Below are 15,610 nucleotides of genomic sequence, written 5' to 3'. Positions count from 1 at the left end.
TGCGGCCCGGGCGCTGCTCAGGCGTCGATCGCCGACTGGGAGCTGGCCTGCTTGCGCAGTTCGAACTTCTGGATCTTGCCGGTCGAGGTCTTGGGCAGTTCGCCGAAGACGATGGCGCGCGGCACCTTGAAGCCGGCCAGGTGCTGGCGGCAGTGGGCGATCAACTCCTCGGGCGTGGTGGTGGCGCCGTTCTTGAGCTCCACGAAGGCGCAGGGCGTCTCGCCCCATTTCGCGTCGGGCTTGGCCACCACGGCCACGGCCAGCACGGCGGGGTGGCGGTAGAGCACGTCCTCCACCTCGATGGACGAGATGTTCTCGCCGCCCGAGATGATGATGTCCTTGCTGCGGTCCTTGATCTTGACGTAGCCGTCCGGGTACATCACCGCCAGGTCGCCTGAGTGGAACCAGCCGCCGGAGAAGGCCTCCTGCGTGGCGCGCGGGTTCTTCAGGTAGCCCTTCATGGTGATGTTGCCGCGGAACATGATCTCGCCCATGGTCTCACCGTCGGCCGGCACGGGCTTCATCGTCAGCGGGTCCATCACGGTCACGCTGCGCTGCAGGTGGTAGTTCACCCCCTGGCGGGCGTTCAGGCGGGCGCGGTCGCCCACGTCCAGTGCGCCCCAGGCCTCGTGCTTCACGCACACGGCGGCCGGGCCGTAGACCTCGGTCAGGCCGTACACGTGGGTCAGGTCGAAACCCATGTGCTCCATGCCTTCGATCATCGCGGCGGGTGGGGCGGCGCCAGCCACCATGGCCTTGACGGGGTGGTCGATGCCTTGCTTGAGTTCGTCCGGCGCGTTGACCAGGCCGGCGTGCACGATGGGCGCGCCGCAGTAGTGGGTCACGCCATGCTCGCGGATGGCGTCGAACACGGCCTTGGGCTCGACCTTGCGCAGGCATACGTTCACGGCGGCGCGGGCGGCCACCGTCCACGGGAAGCACCAGCCGTTGCAGTGAAACATCGGCAGCGTCCACAGGTAGATCGCGTGCTTGGGCATGTCCCACTCCAGGATGTTGGAGATGGCGTTGCTGGTGGCGCCCCGGTGGTGGTAGACCACGCCCTTGGGGTTGCCGGTGGTGCCGGAGGTGTAGTTCAGGCTGATGGCGTCCCACTCGTCTTCGGGCAGCAGCCATTGGAAGGTGGGATCGCCTTCGGCCAGCAGCGCCTCGTAGTCGAGCGTGCCGATGCGCTCGCCCGGGCCGGTGTAGACGGCGTCGTCGGCATCGATCACCAGCAGCGGCTCGGTGCGGGTGCGCAGGGCGATGGCACGGGCCACGACGCCGCTGAACTCGCGGTCGACGATGATGGCGCGTGCTTCGCCATGGTCCAGCATGAAGGCCAGGGCTTCGGCGTCCAGCCTGGTGTTCAGGGTATTGAGCACAGCGCCGGCCATCGGGATGCCGAAGTGGGCTTCGGCCATCGGCGGGGTGTTGGGCAGCATCACGGCCACCGTGTGGCCCCGCTCAATGCCGCGCTGGTGCAGGGCGCTGGCCAGGCGGCGGCAGCGTGAGTAGGTCTGGGCCCAGGTCTGGCGCAGCGCGCCGTGGATGATGGCCAAGCGGTCCGGGTAGACCAGGGCGGTGCGCTCCAGGAAGGTCAGCGGCGTCAGGGCAGCGAAATTGGCCTCGGTGCGGGGCAGATCCTGGGTGAATATGTTCTGGGAGGACATGGCGGGCGTTCTTCTATCGATACGCTCGCATCTTGCGCCCGCAGCCCCCTCAGGGGATCCGGGTTCCCCCTGTGTCAGGGCGGCGCACTGGTGTGCCGTTGTGCGATCAACATGGTGTGCAGGTGTGGACGCCCCTGCGAACCGGTTGGCGACGTGCCGCCAGACTTAATCTGTCAATCCGCGTCGCCCTGGCCCTCGGGCACCACACGGATGCGCGCGCCCTGGACGCTCACCACCTGGCCGGCCCGGATCTTGGCGGTCTTGCGCATCTCGTCCTGCCCATCCACCTGCACCCGGCCTTCGGCCACCATGGTCTTGGCGCGCCCGCCGCTGTCGGCCAGGCCCGTGGCCTTGAGCAGGCTGTCCAGGGTGATGAACTCGCCGCGCAGTTCGAAGGTGATCTGTTGCAAGGGGGGCATGGAAAGTCTATTGTGGAAATTATTGTTTTCAGATGGAACGATGGAGTACCATCGCGTTTGTGACGCTTGTGCGCGCGTTTCCGAAGGATTATGGTCCTCGCACCGCCAGGCGCTGAGACGATGGGATTGAACGATGTCGATGAAAAAAACAGATCTGGCCAAGAACCTGGGCTTGAAGGTGGCTGGCCAGATGCGCCAGGCGGGCTCGCCCGGGCGTTTCGGCCAGGCTTCCAGCCAGGTGCCGGATCGGCGCGAGCAGCGCAAGCTGGACCAGGCCGCTGGTCTGGTGCCTTTTGCCGCCAAGCTGCACGCGGATCTGATCAAGGAACTGCAGGAACTGGCCGCCGCGAGCGGGCAGAGCCTCAATGAGGTGGCTGATCGGGTGATCCGTGCCGGCCTCAAGCAAGAAGAGAAGCAAGATGCGCCCGCCAAGCCGGCAGCCAAGCCTAAAAGGCCCACCAAGCAAGCCAAGGAGACCTGAGGATGAACCGCCCCATGATGCACGTCGTCGACCCCTCCACCGGCGAGGCTGATCCCGCCGCCATCCAGCGCGCCTTCGATGCCCAACTGAGCACCTCGCTGGCTTGGCGCACCTCGACCGCGGCCGAGCGGATCACGCGCCTCAAGAAGCTGCGTGAGGCCATGCTGGCCCGCCGGGAAGATTTCTACCAGGCCTTCCAGGCCGACTATCACAAGCCCGCCTCGGAAGTCGAGGGCACCGAGTTCATGCCCGTGCTGGACGAGGTGCGCCACGCCATCGGTGACCTGCGCAAGTGGATGCGCCCCAAGCGCGTGTGGCCCACGATGACCACCGGCGGCACCTCCGCCTGGATCGAGGCGCAGCCGCGCGGCCGCTGCCTGATCGTGGCGCCCTGGAATTTCCCGCTCAACCTGTGCTTCGGCCCGCTGGTGTCGGCCCTGGCGGCGGGCAACACGGTGATCCTCAAGCCCTCGGAGATGACGCCGCGCGTCAGCGCCGTGATGGTGTCCATCATCCGCGAGCTGTTCCGCGAGGATGAAGTGGCCGTGTTCGAAGGCAGCCTGCCCACGTCGAACGTGCTGCTGTCGCTGCCCTTCGACCACATCTTCTTCACCGGCTCGCCCGCCGTGGGCAAGGTGGTGATGGCGGCTGCCGCCAAGCACCTGACCAGCGTCACGCTGGAGCTGGGCGGCAAGTCGCCCGTGATCATCGACGAGACGGCCGACCTCAAGACGGCAGCCGAGACCCTGATGTGGGGCAAGCTGGCCAATTGCGGACAGACCTGCGTGGCGCCCGATCACATCTACGTGCATGAGTCGGTCAAGGATGCCTTCGTGGCCGAGTGCCAACGCGTGATCGGCGAGCGTTATGGCCGCACGGCCGACGAGCAGAAGGCCTCGCCGCACTTTGCCCGCGTGGTCAACCAGCGCCACACCCAGCGCATCGCCGGCCTGCTGGACGATGCCCGTGCGCGCGGCGCCCGCATCCTGCAAGGTGGTGAGGTCGACATCGGCACCGCCTTCATCGCGCCCACGCTGCTGGACAACATCCCGCTTGACGCGACCATCATGAGCGAGGAGATCTTCGGCCCCGTGCTGCCCATCATCGCCTGGCGCGATCTGGATGCCGTGGTGCGCGAGATCAACGCCCAGCCCAAGCCCCTGGCCCTGTACATCTGGAGCCACAACAAGGACCGTACCCGCCGCATCATGGCCCAGACCAGCTCGGGCGGCGTGGGCATCAACCACTGCGTGCTGCACTACGCGCACGGCAACCTGCCCTTCGGCGGCGTGAACAACTCCGGCATCGGCAGCGCGCACGGCATCTACGGCTTCAAGGCCTTCTCGCACGAGCGGGCGGTGCTCAAGTCCGGCCCGGTGATGGTGGCCAAGCTGTTCTTCCCGCCGTACACGGGCTTCAAGCCCAAGCTGATCCGCACGGTGGTGGACATGCTCAAGCTGCCCAAGCTGTTCTAAGGCACTCTGTTACCTCTGAGGGATGCAGCTTCCGGAAATGCCCGGATAATGCCGATCCCAGGGCATCAGCCCGCCTCGCATACGCTGCGTGGCGGGCTTTTTGCATGAGATCAGTCAACGACGTAGACGCATCGCGCCTGTGGACATCTTCATTCAACAAATCATCAATGGCCTGGTGCTGGGCAGCATGTATGCCCTGGTCGCATTGGGCTACACCATGGTGTACGGCATCATCAACCTGATCAACTTCGCGCATGGCGAGGTGCTGATGGTGGGGGCCCTGGTGGCCTGGACGGTGGTGACCTGGCTGGGCGATGCTGGCATGCCGGGCTGGGCTCTGTTGCTGCTGGCGCTGCTGGTGGCCATGGCGGCGTGCATGTTGCTCAACTACGTGATCGAGAAGCTGGCCTACCGGCCGCTGCGCAACGCGCCACGGCTGGCGCCGTTGATCACGGCCATGGGCGTGTCGCTGCTGCTGCAGACACTGGCCATGATCATCTGGAAGCCGGACTACAAGCCCTTCCCGATCCTGCTGCCCGACGAGCCGTATGAGTTCATGGGTGCCACGATCAACCTGGTCCAGATCCTGATCCTGGTGGTGGCCGCGGGCACCATGGCCGGGCTGCTGGCGCTGATCCACTTCACGCCGCTGGGCCGGGCCATGCGCGCCACGGCCGAGAACCCGCGCGTGGCCCAGCTGATGGGCGTGCAGCCCGACAAGGTGATTTCGGCCACCTTCGTGATCGGTGCGGCGCTGGCCGCGCTGGCCGGCGTGATGTGGGCGGCCAACTACGGCTCGGTGCAGCACACCATGGGCTTCCTGCCCGGGCTCAAGGCCTTCACGGCGGCGGTGTTCGGCGGCATCGGCAACATGGGCGGCGCCATGCTGGGTGGCATCCTGCTGGGCCTGATCGAGGCGCTGGGGGCCGGCTACATTGGTGACCTCACCGGCGGCGTGCTGGGCAGCCATTACCAGGACATCTTCGCCTTCGCGGTGCTCATCCTCGTGCTGACTTTGCGGCCTCAAGGTCTGCTGGGTGAGCGCGTGGCCGACCGGTCTTGAGGGAGGGTGACTGACATGATGCTTCGCCAGAAGACCTGGACCTTCCTGATCTGTGCCGCCTTGCTGCTGGTGCTGCCCCTGGCCTTGCAGAATGTGGGCCAAGCCTGGGTGCGCATCCTCGACATCGCGCTGCTGTACATCCTGCTGGCGCTGGGCCTGAACATCGTGGTGGGCTTCGCCGGCCTGCTGGATCTGGGCTACATCGCCTTCTATGCAGTGGGGGCCTACATGTTCGCGCTGCTGGCCTCGCCGCACCTCACGGACAACCTGCCGGCATTGGCCGCCATGTTCCCCAACGGCCTGCACACCCCGATCTGGCTGGTGATTCCGCTGGGGGCAGGGCTGGCGGCCATCGCTGGCGTGCTGCTGGGCGCGCCCACGCTCAAGCTGAGGGGCGACTACCTGGCCATCGTCACCCTGGGCTTCGGCGAGATCATCCGCGTGTTCCTCAACAACCTGAACGCGCCCGTCAACCTAACCAATGGCCCCAAGGGCATAGACAGCATCGATCCGCTCACCTTCTTCGGCGTGAGCCTGGGCGAGCCCTGGCACATCGGCGGCTTCACCTTGCCGCCCGTCACCTTGCACTACTACCTGTTCCTGGCGCTGGTGGTGCTGGCCGTGGTGGCCAGCGTGCGCCTGAACGATTCGCGCACGGGCCGGGCCTGGCGCGCCATCCGCGAGGACGAGATCGCGGCCAAGGCCATGGGCCTGAACACCCGCAACCTCAAGCTGCTGGCCTTCGGGCTGGGGGCCACTTTCGGTGGTGTGGCGGGTGTGCTGTTCGCCAGCTTCCAGGGTTTCGTCTCGCCTGAATCCTTCAGCCTGAACGAATCGATCATGGTCGTGGCCATGGTGGTGCTGGGTGGCCTGGGCCATGTGCCCGGCGTGATCCTGGGCGCCTTCCTGCTGGCGGCGCTGCCCGAGGTGCTGCGCCATGTGGCCGGGCCACTTCAATCAATGACGGATGGTCGGCTGGATGCCGCCATCCTGCGGCAACTGCTGGTGGCGCTGGCCATGATCGGCATCATGCTGACGCGGCCGCGCGGGCTGTGGCCTTCGCCGGAGGGCAGGGCATGAGCACCGGCGTCGTGACCCCGCTGACCGAGCCGGGCGTGCCCATGCTGCACGTCGACGGCGTCAGCAAGCGCTTCGGCGGCGTGCAGGCGCTCAGCGAGGTCGGCCTGCGCATCGCGCCTGGCAGCGTGCACGGCCTGATCGGCCCCAATGGCGCGGGCAAGACCACCTTCTTCAACGTGATCACCGGCCTGGTGCTGGCCGACAAGGGCCAGTTCGAGCTGAGCGGCCTGCGCTACAAGCCCTCGGCCGTGCACAAGGTGGCCCAGGCCGGCATCGCGCGCACCTTCCAGAACATCCGCCTGTTTGCGGACATGAGCGTGCTGGACAACGTGCGCGTCGGTCGCCATGTGCGCACCAGCATCGGCTGGTGGCAGGCGCTGCTGCGCACGCGGGCCTTCAAGCGCGAAGAGTCCGCTATCGCGGGCGATGCCATGGCCTTGCTGGAGTTCGTCGGCCTGGCCCATCAGGCCCACCGCGCCGCCCGCACCCTGAGCTATGGCGACCAGCGCCGCCTGGAGATCGCCCGCGCACTGGCCACCGAGCCTCGCCTGCTGGCGCTGGACGAGCCCGCCGCCGGCATGAACGCCACCGAGAAGGTGGCCTTGCGTGCCTTGATCGAGCGCATCCGCGACCAGGGCCGCACCGTGCTGCTGATCGAGCACGACGTGAAGCTGGTGATGGGGCTGTGTGACCGTGTCACCGTGCTGGACCAGGGCCGCCTCATCGCCGAGGGCTCGCCCGCCGACGTGCAATGCAACCAGGCCGTGATCGAGGCCTACCTGGGCAGCGCCGCCCACGCCACTCACGCGCCATGACGACGACTGACAAGAAGCCGCTGCTGTCCACCCATGGTCTGAGCGTCGCCTACGGCGGCATCCAGGCCGTCAAGAACCTGTCCATCGAACTGTACGAGGGCGAACTGGTCAGCCTGATCGGCGCCAACGGTGCGGGCAAGACCACCACGCTCAAGGCCATCTGCGGGCTGCTCAAACCGCAGGCTGGCGAGGTGCAGTACCTGGGCCGCAGCATCGCGGGGCAGGGCGCCTGGACGCTGGTGGAGCAGGGCCTGGTGATGGTGCCCGAGGGCCGCGGCATTTTTACCCGCATGTCCATCGACGAGAACCTGCGCATGGGCGTGTACCTGCGGCGCGATGCCCAGATCGAGGCTGACATCGACGCGGTGTACCTGCGCTTCCCGCGCCTGAAGGAGCGTTCGAAGCAGCTGGCCGGCACCTTGTCCGGCGGCGAGCAGCAGATGCTGGCCATGGGCCGAGCCTTGTTGGCGCGCCCCAAGCTGCTGCTGCTCGACGAGCCCTCCATGGGCCTGTCGCCGATCATGGTCGACCAGATCTTCTCGGTGGTGTCGGACGTGTCCAGGCAGGGCGTGACCGTGCTGCTGGTGGAGCAGAACGCCCACCGCGCGCTGGAGATGGCCGACCGTGCCTACGTGATGGAATCCGGCGAGATGACGCTGAGCGGCCCGGGGCGCGAACTGCTGGGCAACCCGCAGGTGCAGGCGGCTTACCTGGGGGCTTGAGCAAGGCCTTGCGCTTCAGTCAGGCACGTACACGCGTGCCTTCACATGCTTGAGGTGCGTGACGATGGTGAAGGTCATGATCACCAGCAGCGACCAGGCGCTCCATTTGCTCACGTGCACCGTGGTCCAGGCGCCCATCTGATTCGGGTACTTCCAGATGCCCATGAAGGTGCTGATGTTCTCGGCCAGCCAGATGAAGAAGCCGATCAGCACGAAGGCCAGCAGCAGTGGCATGCGCAGGGGCCGCTGACGTGGCGTGAACTCCACCGTGGCGCGGGCGTACAGGCCCAGTGTGCAGGCGGCCAGGTACCAGCGGTAGTCACCGATGAAGTGGTGGGTGAAGAAGTTGGCGTAGATGGCGCAGGCCAGCAGCGTGGCCATCCAGTAGGGCGGGTGGTGCAGCACGCGCAGGTCGAACAGCCGCCAAGCCTGGATGATGTAGCTGCCCACCGCCGCGTACATGAAGCCCGAGAACAGCGGCACGCCCAGCACCTTGGTGTAGCCCGGATCGGGGTAGGACCAGGATTGGATGTGCGACGAGGTCTTGAATACCTCCAGCGCGAAGCCGACCACGTGGAAGAGGCTGATGGCCTTGAGCTCGTCCCAGGTCTCCAGCTTGGTCCACACCATCACCGCCTGAATGCCCAGTGCGATCACCAGCAGCAGGTCATAGCGGGGGATGCCCGCCCAGCCGGTCTTGGGCACCAGGAACACCGACAGGAAGAACAGGCCGGCGAACAGGCAGGCGCGGGCCTCCTTCAGGCCGAAGGCCCAGAAATCCAGCAGGGCGTCTCGCGGTGTGTAGGGTGTCTTGGCGATGGGCGCCCCGTCGGTGGGCGATGAATGCGCGAGGGCGGTGGAAGCGTGCTCAGCCACGGGTGCGGTACCAGTATCGATAGCGCTCTTCGAAGCCCAGGCGCCGATAGAGTTCCACGGCCCCGTGGTTGTCGGCCACCACCTGAAGGTAGGCGGTATGCGCGCCTTGTTCGCGCCCCCATGCCATCAACCCCTGGCACAAGGCTGTGCCTAAGCCCTGGCGCCGGTGCGTGCTGTCCGTGGCGATGTCGAACAGGCCCAGGTGGCCGCCGGACACCACGCCCAGGCCGCAGCCCTGGGGCTCACTGTCGTCTGCTTGAACCACGGCGAATGCTGCAGGCTGTGTGAGGGCCCGCAGCATGGCCAGGTGGATCTTCTGGTGCGGGCCGTCGTCGTCCTTGATGCGGATGAACTCGCACAGCCACGTGGCGGCGTCGGGCAGCAGGGCGAACCGATGGGGTGGCCCCGGCTGGCGCGGCGTATCACCGGCATCGCCATCCAGGGGGCGGGCCATCACCGAGCACGGGTCCTCGCACAAGCGATAGCCGCGCTGCGCCAGCATGCGGTCGATGGCCAGGTCGTCGGGCGTGGACAGCAGGCGCAAGGTCGGTGGCAGTCCGCGCTGTGTGAAGAAGCGCTCGATCAAGGGCAGGTCATCCGCCAACTGCCCGGTGTGTGCGCCTGCCGTGTTGGCCGAATTGGTCCGCCGCGTGTAGCCATCCGAGGCCCTGAGCAGCCAGCCTGCGATGCGCTGTTCCTCCAGCGCGGGCCATGAGGCCAGCCCCGCCTGTTCGATCGCCTCGATGGCGGCCTGGGCGGGCGTGGGCGCTGTGGCCACGATGCTCAAGCCTGGCTGGCGGGCACGCTCTGCCCGTGCTTGTCGGCCTCGCTGGTGAAGGCGTCGGCGTAGAAATAGTCCTCCGGCAGGCCAGCCTGCGCTACGAAATCACGCTTGGCCGATTCGACCATGATGGGCGCGCCACAGGCGTAGACCTCGTGCCCCGACAGATCGGGCAGATCCTCCAGCACGGCCAGGTGCACCAGGCCTTGTCGGCCTGTCCAGCCGTCTTCCGGCTTGGCATGCGAGAGCACGGGCACATAGCTCAGCCACGGCAGTTCATCGGCCTGGGCCTGGGCCCAGTCGTGCAGGTACAGGTCGTTGCGCGAACGGCAACCCCAGTACAGCGCCACCGGCCGCGTGTTGTGCTTGAAACGCAGGTGCTCGATGATGGCCTTGATCGGCGCGAAGCCCGTGCCCGAGGCCAGCAGCACGATGGGCCGCTCGGAATCCTCCCGCACGAAGAAGGTACCCAGCGGGCCTTCCATGCGCAGGATTTCCTTTTCCTTCATGGCCGTGAACACGTGGTCGGTGAACAGGCCGCCAGGCATGTGGCGGATGTGCAGTTCGATGCCGTTGACGCCCGGGTCCTTGGCGGTGTGCGGCGCGTTGGCCATGGAGTAGCTGCGCCGACTGCCGTCCTTCAGGATGAACTCGACGAACTGCCCGGCGCGCCAGCCGAAGTTGGCCGTGGCCGGCAATTGCAGGCGCAGGATGGCCACATCAGGGGCGGGGCGGTGGATGCTGGTCAGGCGCGTGGGCATCTTCATCACCGGGAAGTCGCCCAGGCCCACCACCTGGCGTGATTCCAGCACCAGATCGGTCTGCGGCGTGGCGCAGCAGGTCAGCATGTAGCCGGCGGCTTCATCGGCTGGCGACAGGGCCTTGAGCTGGTGCGCGCCATGGATCACGCGGCCTTCGAGCAGCTTGCACTTGCACGAGCCACAGGCGCCGTCCTTGCAGCCATAGGGCAGGCCCACGCCGGCGTGCAGGGCCGCGCCCAGCACGGTCTCGTCGCGCTGCATGGTGAAGTGACGGCCACTGGGTTGAACGGTGACGGAAAAACTCATGGGAACGGCCTTGGGAGCGGTCAGAATCGTCAATCCTGAGATTGTCCCCCAAGCCGCCATGTTCAACCCCGCACCCGCCCGATGCCGCCAGTTCCGACAAAGCCGTGTGCTGATCGTGGGGTGCGGCGATGTGGGCCTGCGTGCCGCCAAGGCACTGCTGCCGCGCTGCCGGATGCTGGCGCTCACCACATCGGCCGAGCGGGCCCAGGTGCTGCGCGCACACGGCCTGCGGCCGGTGCTGGGCAACCTGGATGCGCCGGCCACACTGGCACGTCTGGCCGGCCTGGCACCACGCGTGCTGCACCTGGCGCCGCCACCCGGCAGTGGCCACCAGGATCCGCGCACGGCGCACCTGCTCCAGGCGCTGTCACGGCGTGGCGCGGTGCGGGCCTTGGTGTACGGCAGTACCTCGGGTGTCTATGGCAATGCGGGTGGCGCCCGTTTCGACGAGACACGGCCCGTGGCGCCGGCTTCCGACCGGGCCCGGCGCCGTGTGCATGCCGAGACCCTGGTGCGCTGGTGGGGCCGCCGGCACGCGGCTGTCGGCACGCACGCCTGCGTGCTGCGCATCCCGGGCATCTACGCGCTGGACCGCGAAGGGGGCGACCCGCGCGAGCGTGTGTGCAAGGGCACGCCCGTGTTGGCTGCGCAGGACGATGTCTACACCAACCACATCCATGCCGACGACCTGGCCCGTGCCTGCGTGGCCGCCTTGTGGCGCGGCAAGCCTCAGCGCATCGTGCACGCCAGCGACGACACCGAACTGAAGATGGGCGATTACTTCGATCTGGTGGCCGATCTGTGGTCGTTGCCCCGCCCGCCGAGGCTGGATGCCGAGCAGGCCCGCGCCACCCTGAGCCCCGTGCAGTGGTCCTTCCTGAGCGAATCGCGCCGGCTGGACAACCGGCGGCTCAAGCAGGAACTGCGGGCAAGCTTGCGTTATCCCACGGTGCGCGAGGGCCTGCGTGGCTGATCCAGTGTGACCTCCCTCTTAGGAGGGTGGTGTGCTGCCCAGGCCACAGCGACCCGGCGCATGGTGATAAGTTCCCGGCATCCGAAATTCTTCAAGAGGGGACAGACCATGCCGATGCTTTCCAATTCCTTTGTTGTCCGCTGGCGCAGTGTGCCGGCCGCCGCCTTGCTGGTGGCTTGTACCGCAGCCCAGGCCGCCCCCAGCAAGCTGGTGGTGTTCGGTGACAGCCTGTCCGACAACGGCAATGCCTCGGCCCTGGTCGGCCGGTACGGCATCGACCTGCCCGCAGAGCCCTATTACGAAGGCCGCTTCAGCAACGGTCCCGTGGCCGTGGAGGTGATGGCGGCGCAACTGGGCCTGAACCTGGAGAACCATGCGTTCGGTGGTGCCCTTTCCGGCGTCAACAACCGCATCAATGCCTTTGGCCTGCTCGACGGCACAGGCCTGCAGGGCCAGATCACCGACTACCTGGGCGATACCGGCGGCACCACGGATGCGTCGGCCTTGTACGTGGTCTGGGGCGGTGCCAACGATCTGTTGTCCTCGCCTACCGCAGCCACGGTCACCACGGCGGTCAACAACCTGGCCTACAACGTGAACCTGCTCTACCAGGCCGGTGCCCGCGATTTCTTCATCCCCAACCTGCCTGACCTGGCCACCACCGCCAGCGCCATCGCCGCTGGCGGTGCGCAGCAGGCCGGGGCGCATCAGCTCTCGCTGTCCTTCAACGCGGCGCTGGCCCAGGCCATGTCTACGCTGCAAGGCAGCCTGCAGGGCGCGCGCATCCAGGTGTTCGACACCTTCGGCACTCTGGCCGGCTTGCGTGCGGACTATGTGGCCCAGGGTTACAACGTGACGCAAGGTTGCTGGGATGGCGACATGCTCGGCCAGGGCGCCCTGTGTGCCGATCCTTCCAAGTACTACCTGTGGGATGGTCTGCACCCGACTGCGGGCGTGCACCAAGCCGTGGGCCAGGCCTTCGCGCAGGCGGTGGCTGTGCCCGAGCCCGCCGCCTGGGCCTTGTCGCTGGTGGGCGTGGGACTGGTCGGGCTGATGGCGCGTCGCCGCCAGGTGTCTGGTTCTGCCGCGCTGGCTGGCTGATTGGCTGTTGCTCCTTGATCAAGGGGATATGAGCCGTGCCCCAGGGCCTGCGTTCGCGCAGGCCCTTTTGGCGCTTCAAACGAGGTGCTGGCCAAGATCCTGATCAAGACCCGCATGGCTGCCGATGCCCTGGGCGCCACGATGATGGACCGCCCCGAGTGGACGGGCGCTCGCCCCAAGGTCTTCGGCTTCGACGAGATCGAGGTGTACTGCACACCGACCAACAACCGCCGCGGCACCACGCCGGTGTCGTCGAACCTGGCTGATGGCTCTATGGCGGCCGCCAGCGCCCGCCCGCCGGTCGATGCGGTCAACCCCTGCGCCGACAACGTCTACGGCGCACATCGTGCGCTGGCGCGAAGCCGGCAAGAACGTCACGGCCACCGGCTTTGAGTGGGATCTGTTCGTGCAGTGTGGTGACACCGCCGCCACCAAGACGCCCGCCTCGCGCTACGTAGGCAACGTCAATGACGCGCCCAATGGTTCGGCCGACTTCGGCGCGCCCGATGGCCTGTGGTTCGACCAGTTCGGCCGCCTGTGGGTGCAGACCGACCAGGCCGGCACGGCCTCGGGTGACGGGGTCAACATCGGCGCCACCTGCATGGTCTGCGCCGACCCGGTCACGGGCGCCATCAAGCGTTTCCTGACCAGTCCCATGCAGTCCGAAGTGACCGGCATCGCGATGACGCCGGACGGCAAGAGCATGTTCGTCGGCATGCAGCATCCGGGTGAAGAGGCCGCCAACCCGGCCAACCCGACCCAGTACTCGAACTGGCCTGCCAGCCAGTTCAGCACCAATTCGGCCGGTCAGGCCGTCGTGGGTGGACGTCCTCGTTCCGGCGTGGTGGTGATCATCAAGACCGGCGGCAGCATCGTTGGCAACTGATCGACATCGACCATCGCACAAGGAGTTTCACATGCGTCGCTATTCTCCGCAATCATCGCCCTGGGCCTGGCCTCGCTGGGCTTCCAGGCGCAAGCCGCCGTGATCACCAACCCTGCACAGGTGCCTGGCACCCAGCAGATGATCGATTTCAACGGTGAAGACGGCCTGTCCATCGGTGCCGGTTCGTCGTGGACCACGGGCACCCCGGCCGTGACCTTCAGCTCGCTCGACGGTGATGTCACCGTGGGCCAGCGCTGGGCCACCGACCTGGGCATCAATGGCAGCTGGGGCGCCGGCAAGTCTTTCCTGTCGTTCGACACGATCGGCGATATGACCGTGCGCATCGACTTTGGCAACCTGCGCACCCGTGCGTTCACGGCTGACTTCAGCCTGTACCAGGAATCCGGCACGCGCAGCCTGTTGACCGTCACCGCCTACGGCGTGGATGGCAGCTCCAGCTCGTTCACGCTGGGCTCGTTCAGCACCTCGCTGGATGGTGTCGCCCTGGACGACAGCGCGCTGATCGATTCGACCAACTACGCGATCACGCAGGGCCTGCGCCTGGCCCATGCCGACATCGCCTACATCACCATCAAGGGTGATGGCGTGGTGACGGACAACCTCACCTTCACGACGCCCGTGCCCGAGCCGCAGACCTATGCGCTGATGCTGGCGGGTCTGGGTGTGGTGGCCTTCGCGGCCCGTCGCCGTCTGCACAAGGCCTGAGCCTGATCGAGAAGGCGCCTGGTCAAAGGCGCTTCGACGGCCCCGCGTGGTCCTGCTGGTCAGGCCGTCGGGGCCGTTGTCTTTGGCTTGAACTTGCACCAGGGCGTCACGCTGCACTCCCAGCAGCGCGGCTTGCGCGCCTGGCAGATGTAGCGGCCATGCAGGATCAGCCAGTGGTGGGCGTGCTGCATGTACTGGGCGGGTACGCGCTTGAGCAGCTTGATCTCCACCGCCAGCGGTGTCTTGCCGGGCGCCAGGCCCGTGCGGTTGCCCAGGCGGAAGAGGTGCGTGTCCACCGCCATGGTGTGCTCGCCGAAGGCCACGTTGAGCACCACATTGGCTGTCTTGCGGCCCACGCCGGGCAGGGCTTCCAGCGCCTCGCGCGTGCGGGGCACCTCGCCGCCATGCTGCGCCAGCAGGATGCGGCAGGTCTCCATCAGGTGCTTGGCTTTGCTCTTGTACAGGCCGATGGTCTTGATGTAGTCGCTCAGGCCATCGATGCCCAGATCGAGGATGGCCTGCGGCGTATTGGCCACCGGGAACAGCTTGCGGGTGGCCTTGTTGACGCCCACGTCCGTGGCCTGCGCCGACAGCAGCACGGCGGTCAGCAATTCGAAGGGCGTGGTGTATTCCAGCTCGGTTTCGGGGTGGGGGTTGGCGGCTTGCAGGGTCGCGAAGAAGGCTTCGATCTCCGCGGGCTTCATCAGGGGGCTGCTCATGGGGGGCGGGCAAGGGAACGGTGGTGCGGGGCCTGCAGCAAAAGGCAAGGCCCCGCGATGGGGCGCCTCAGCGTTTGGCGGGTTGCGGGGGCTTGAGGCCGCCGCAGTCGGCCGAGATCCAGCGGGCGCGGTGCTTCATGGTCATCACCTGGGGCTTGCCGCCTTCCTGGGAGGTCATGCGCACTTCACCGCTGTAGCTCTCGGGGTTGGCGAAGGTGGTACTGCCTTCGCCCTGGGCGGGCGGCTTGGTGCAGGCCAGGGTCCATTTCCAGGTGCTGCCGCTGCGGCTGGTGACTTGGCTCTTGCAGTCGCCTTCGGATTGCTGCCAGCGGTTCTGCTCCAGCATGTCCTTGGTCAGGCACATGCGCGCGGCCATGCCGCCACCGGCGTCGGCCGGGTTGATCTGGATGCCCTGGGCCTTCATCTGCGCTTCGATCTGCTTGCGCATTTCGGGCGGCATGTTCTTGAGCTGGGCGGCCATCTGAGCGGATTGATCGGGCACGGGCTTGCCGTTGAGCTGCTGCGATTCCGACGTCATCTCCCACAGGCCGGGCTTGATCGGCGGCGGGGTGTCGGCGGCCTGGGCCAGGCCCATGGCCAGCAGGCCTGTCAGCGCGAACGTGGCGTGGCGGGCCATACGGGGCAGGGACAGGCCTGAACGACGGCCATTGCCGTGACGATGGGCGTGATGGGACATGGTGTGGCTCCTGGGGTGGGTGTTGTCATGCGCCGATCGCGCGTCGGCGCGTGGATGAT

Annotated in this window: 18 protein-coding genes; 11 read left to right on the top strand and 7 right to left on the bottom strand. The window is 67.0% G+C overall.

The annotated features are described in order from the left end of the window. Positions 1-17: 17 nt before the first annotated feature. Together WAQ08_RS11680 and WAQ08_RS11675 are read right to left on the bottom strand one after the other, a co-directional pair. Positions 18-1,670: an acyl-CoA synthetase gene (locus WAQ08_RS11680; protein WP_422191747.1), complete on the bottom strand. Its 1,653-nt coding sequence runs from the start codon at positions 1,668-1,670 to the stop codon at positions 18-20. A gap of 173 nt (positions 1,671-1,843) precedes the next feature. After that, complete coding sequence (locus WAQ08_RS11675; protein ID WP_422191746.1) at positions 1,844-2,089, bottom strand: RNA-binding S4 domain-containing protein; 246 nt, start codon at positions 2,087-2,089, stop codon at positions 1,844-1,846. A 139-nt stretch (positions 2,090-2,228) separates the two neighbouring features. Here WAQ08_RS11675 and WAQ08_RS11670 point away from each other — a divergent pair, with 139 nt between their 5' ends. The 6 genes from WAQ08_RS11670 to WAQ08_RS11645 all read left to right on the top strand — a co-directional run bounded on the left by WAQ08_RS11670 (position 2,229) and on the right by WAQ08_RS11645 (position 7,725). Beyond that, positions 2,229-2,570 carry a hypothetical protein gene (locus WAQ08_RS11670; RefSeq protein WP_422191745.1) on the top strand — a complete coding sequence of 114 codons (342 nt, stop codon included), beginning with the start codon at positions 2,229-2,231 and terminating at the stop codon, positions 2,568-2,570. Positions 2,571-2,572: 2 nt separating this feature from the next. Beyond that, a complete protein-coding gene (locus WAQ08_RS11665; RefSeq protein WP_422191744.1) occupies positions 2,573-4,045 on the top strand; it encodes an aldehyde dehydrogenase family protein in 1,473 nt (490 codons plus the stop codon). A 139-nt stretch (positions 4,046-4,184) separates the two neighbouring features. After that, positions 4,185-5,108 (top strand): branched-chain amino acid ABC transporter permease, encoded by a 924-nt coding sequence (locus tag WAQ08_RS11660; protein WP_422191743.1) that lies wholly within the window; start codon positions 4,185-4,187, stop codon positions 5,106-5,108. Between the two features lie 15 nt (positions 5,109-5,123). Then, entirely contained in the window at positions 5,124-6,188 is a 1,065-nt protein-coding gene (locus WAQ08_RS11655; protein WP_422191742.1) for a branched-chain amino acid ABC transporter permease, read from the top strand. Next, a complete protein-coding gene (locus WAQ08_RS11650; RefSeq protein WP_422191741.1) occupies positions 6,185-7,003 on the top strand; it encodes an ABC transporter ATP-binding protein in 819 nt (272 codons plus the stop codon). Before WAQ08_RS11655 ends, WAQ08_RS11650 begins: the two co-directional genes overlap by 4 nt. Next, positions 7,000-7,725: an ABC transporter ATP-binding protein gene (locus WAQ08_RS11645; protein ID WP_422191740.1), complete on the top strand. Its 726-nt coding sequence runs from the start codon at positions 7,000-7,002 to the stop codon at positions 7,723-7,725. Before WAQ08_RS11650 ends, WAQ08_RS11645 begins: the two co-directional genes overlap by 4 nt. 15 nt (positions 7,726-7,740) lie before the next feature. Here WAQ08_RS11645 and WAQ08_RS11640 read toward each other — a convergent pair whose 3' ends face one another. Genes WAQ08_RS11640 through WAQ08_RS11630 form a run of 3 tightly spaced genes read right to left on the bottom strand, consistent with a single transcriptional unit; the run spans position 7,741 to position 10,449 of the window. Then, the gene (locus tag WAQ08_RS11640; RefSeq protein WP_422191778.1) at positions 7,741-8,544 is read right to left on the bottom strand and encodes a DUF817 domain-containing protein; all 804 of its coding nucleotides are present in this window, start codon (positions 8,542-8,544) and stop codon (positions 7,741-7,743) included. Between the two features lie 49 nt (positions 8,545-8,593). Further along, on the bottom strand, positions 8,594-9,379 hold the full coding sequence (locus WAQ08_RS11635; protein WP_422191739.1) for a GNAT family N-acetyltransferase: 786 nt from the start codon (positions 9,377-9,379) through the stop codon (positions 8,594-8,596). Between the two features lie 5 nt (positions 9,380-9,384). Continuing rightward, a complete protein-coding gene (locus tag WAQ08_RS11630) occupies positions 9,385-10,449 on the bottom strand; it encodes a CDP-6-deoxy-delta-3,4-glucoseen reductase (protein ID WP_422191738.1) in 1,065 nt (354 codons plus the stop codon). Between the two features lie 58 nt (positions 10,450-10,507). Here WAQ08_RS11630 and WAQ08_RS11625 point away from each other — a divergent pair, with 58 nt between their 5' ends. From WAQ08_RS11625 to WAQ08_RS11605, 5 genes are all read left to right on the top strand, one after another. Continuing rightward, on the top strand, positions 10,508-11,422 hold the full coding sequence (locus tag WAQ08_RS11625) for an NAD-dependent epimerase/dehydratase family protein (RefSeq protein WP_422191737.1): 915 nt from the start codon (positions 10,508-10,510) through the stop codon (positions 11,420-11,422). 108 nt (positions 11,423-11,530) lie between these two features. Then, the gene (locus tag WAQ08_RS11620; protein WP_422191736.1) at positions 11,531-12,523 is read left to right on the top strand and encodes an SGNH/GDSL hydrolase family protein; all 993 of its coding nucleotides are present in this window, start codon (positions 11,531-11,533) and stop codon (positions 12,521-12,523) included. Positions 12,524-12,607: 84 nt separating this feature from the next. Continuing rightward, complete coding sequence (locus WAQ08_RS11615; RefSeq protein WP_422191735.1) at positions 12,608-12,916, top strand: alkaline phosphatase PhoX; 309 nt, start codon at positions 12,608-12,610, stop codon at positions 12,914-12,916. Continuing rightward, positions 12,870-13,409 (top strand): alkaline phosphatase PhoX, encoded by a 540-nt coding sequence (locus WAQ08_RS11610; RefSeq protein WP_422191734.1) that lies wholly within the window; start codon positions 12,870-12,872, stop codon positions 13,407-13,409. Before WAQ08_RS11615 ends, WAQ08_RS11610 begins: the two co-directional genes overlap by 47 nt. A 99-nt stretch (positions 13,410-13,508) precedes the next feature. Then, the gene (locus WAQ08_RS11605) at positions 13,509-14,135 is read left to right on the top strand and encodes an FxDxF family PEP-CTERM protein (protein WP_422191733.1); all 627 of its coding nucleotides are present in this window, start codon (positions 13,509-13,511) and stop codon (positions 14,133-14,135) included. A gap of 59 nt (positions 14,136-14,194) precedes the next feature. Here WAQ08_RS11605 and nth read toward each other — a convergent pair whose 3' ends face one another. After that, positions 14,195-14,839 (bottom strand): endonuclease III, encoded by a 645-nt coding sequence (gene nth, locus WAQ08_RS11600; RefSeq protein WP_422191777.1) that lies wholly within the window; start codon positions 14,837-14,839, stop codon positions 14,195-14,197. Between the two features lie 82 nt (positions 14,840-14,921). Continuing rightward, the gene (locus WAQ08_RS11595) at positions 14,922-15,551 is read right to left on the bottom strand and encodes a DUF3617 domain-containing protein (RefSeq protein WP_422191732.1); all 630 of its coding nucleotides are present in this window, start codon (positions 15,549-15,551) and stop codon (positions 14,922-14,924) included. Positions 15,552-15,610 lie beyond the last annotated feature (59 nt).

It is taken from the genome of Aquabacterium sp. (genome assembly GCF_049274795.1).
In the GTDB taxonomy this organism is placed as follows: Bacteria; Pseudomonadota; Gammaproteobacteria; order Burkholderiales; family Burkholderiaceae_C; genus Aquabacterium.
This window is presented reverse-complemented; position numbering and strand designations above follow the sequence as displayed.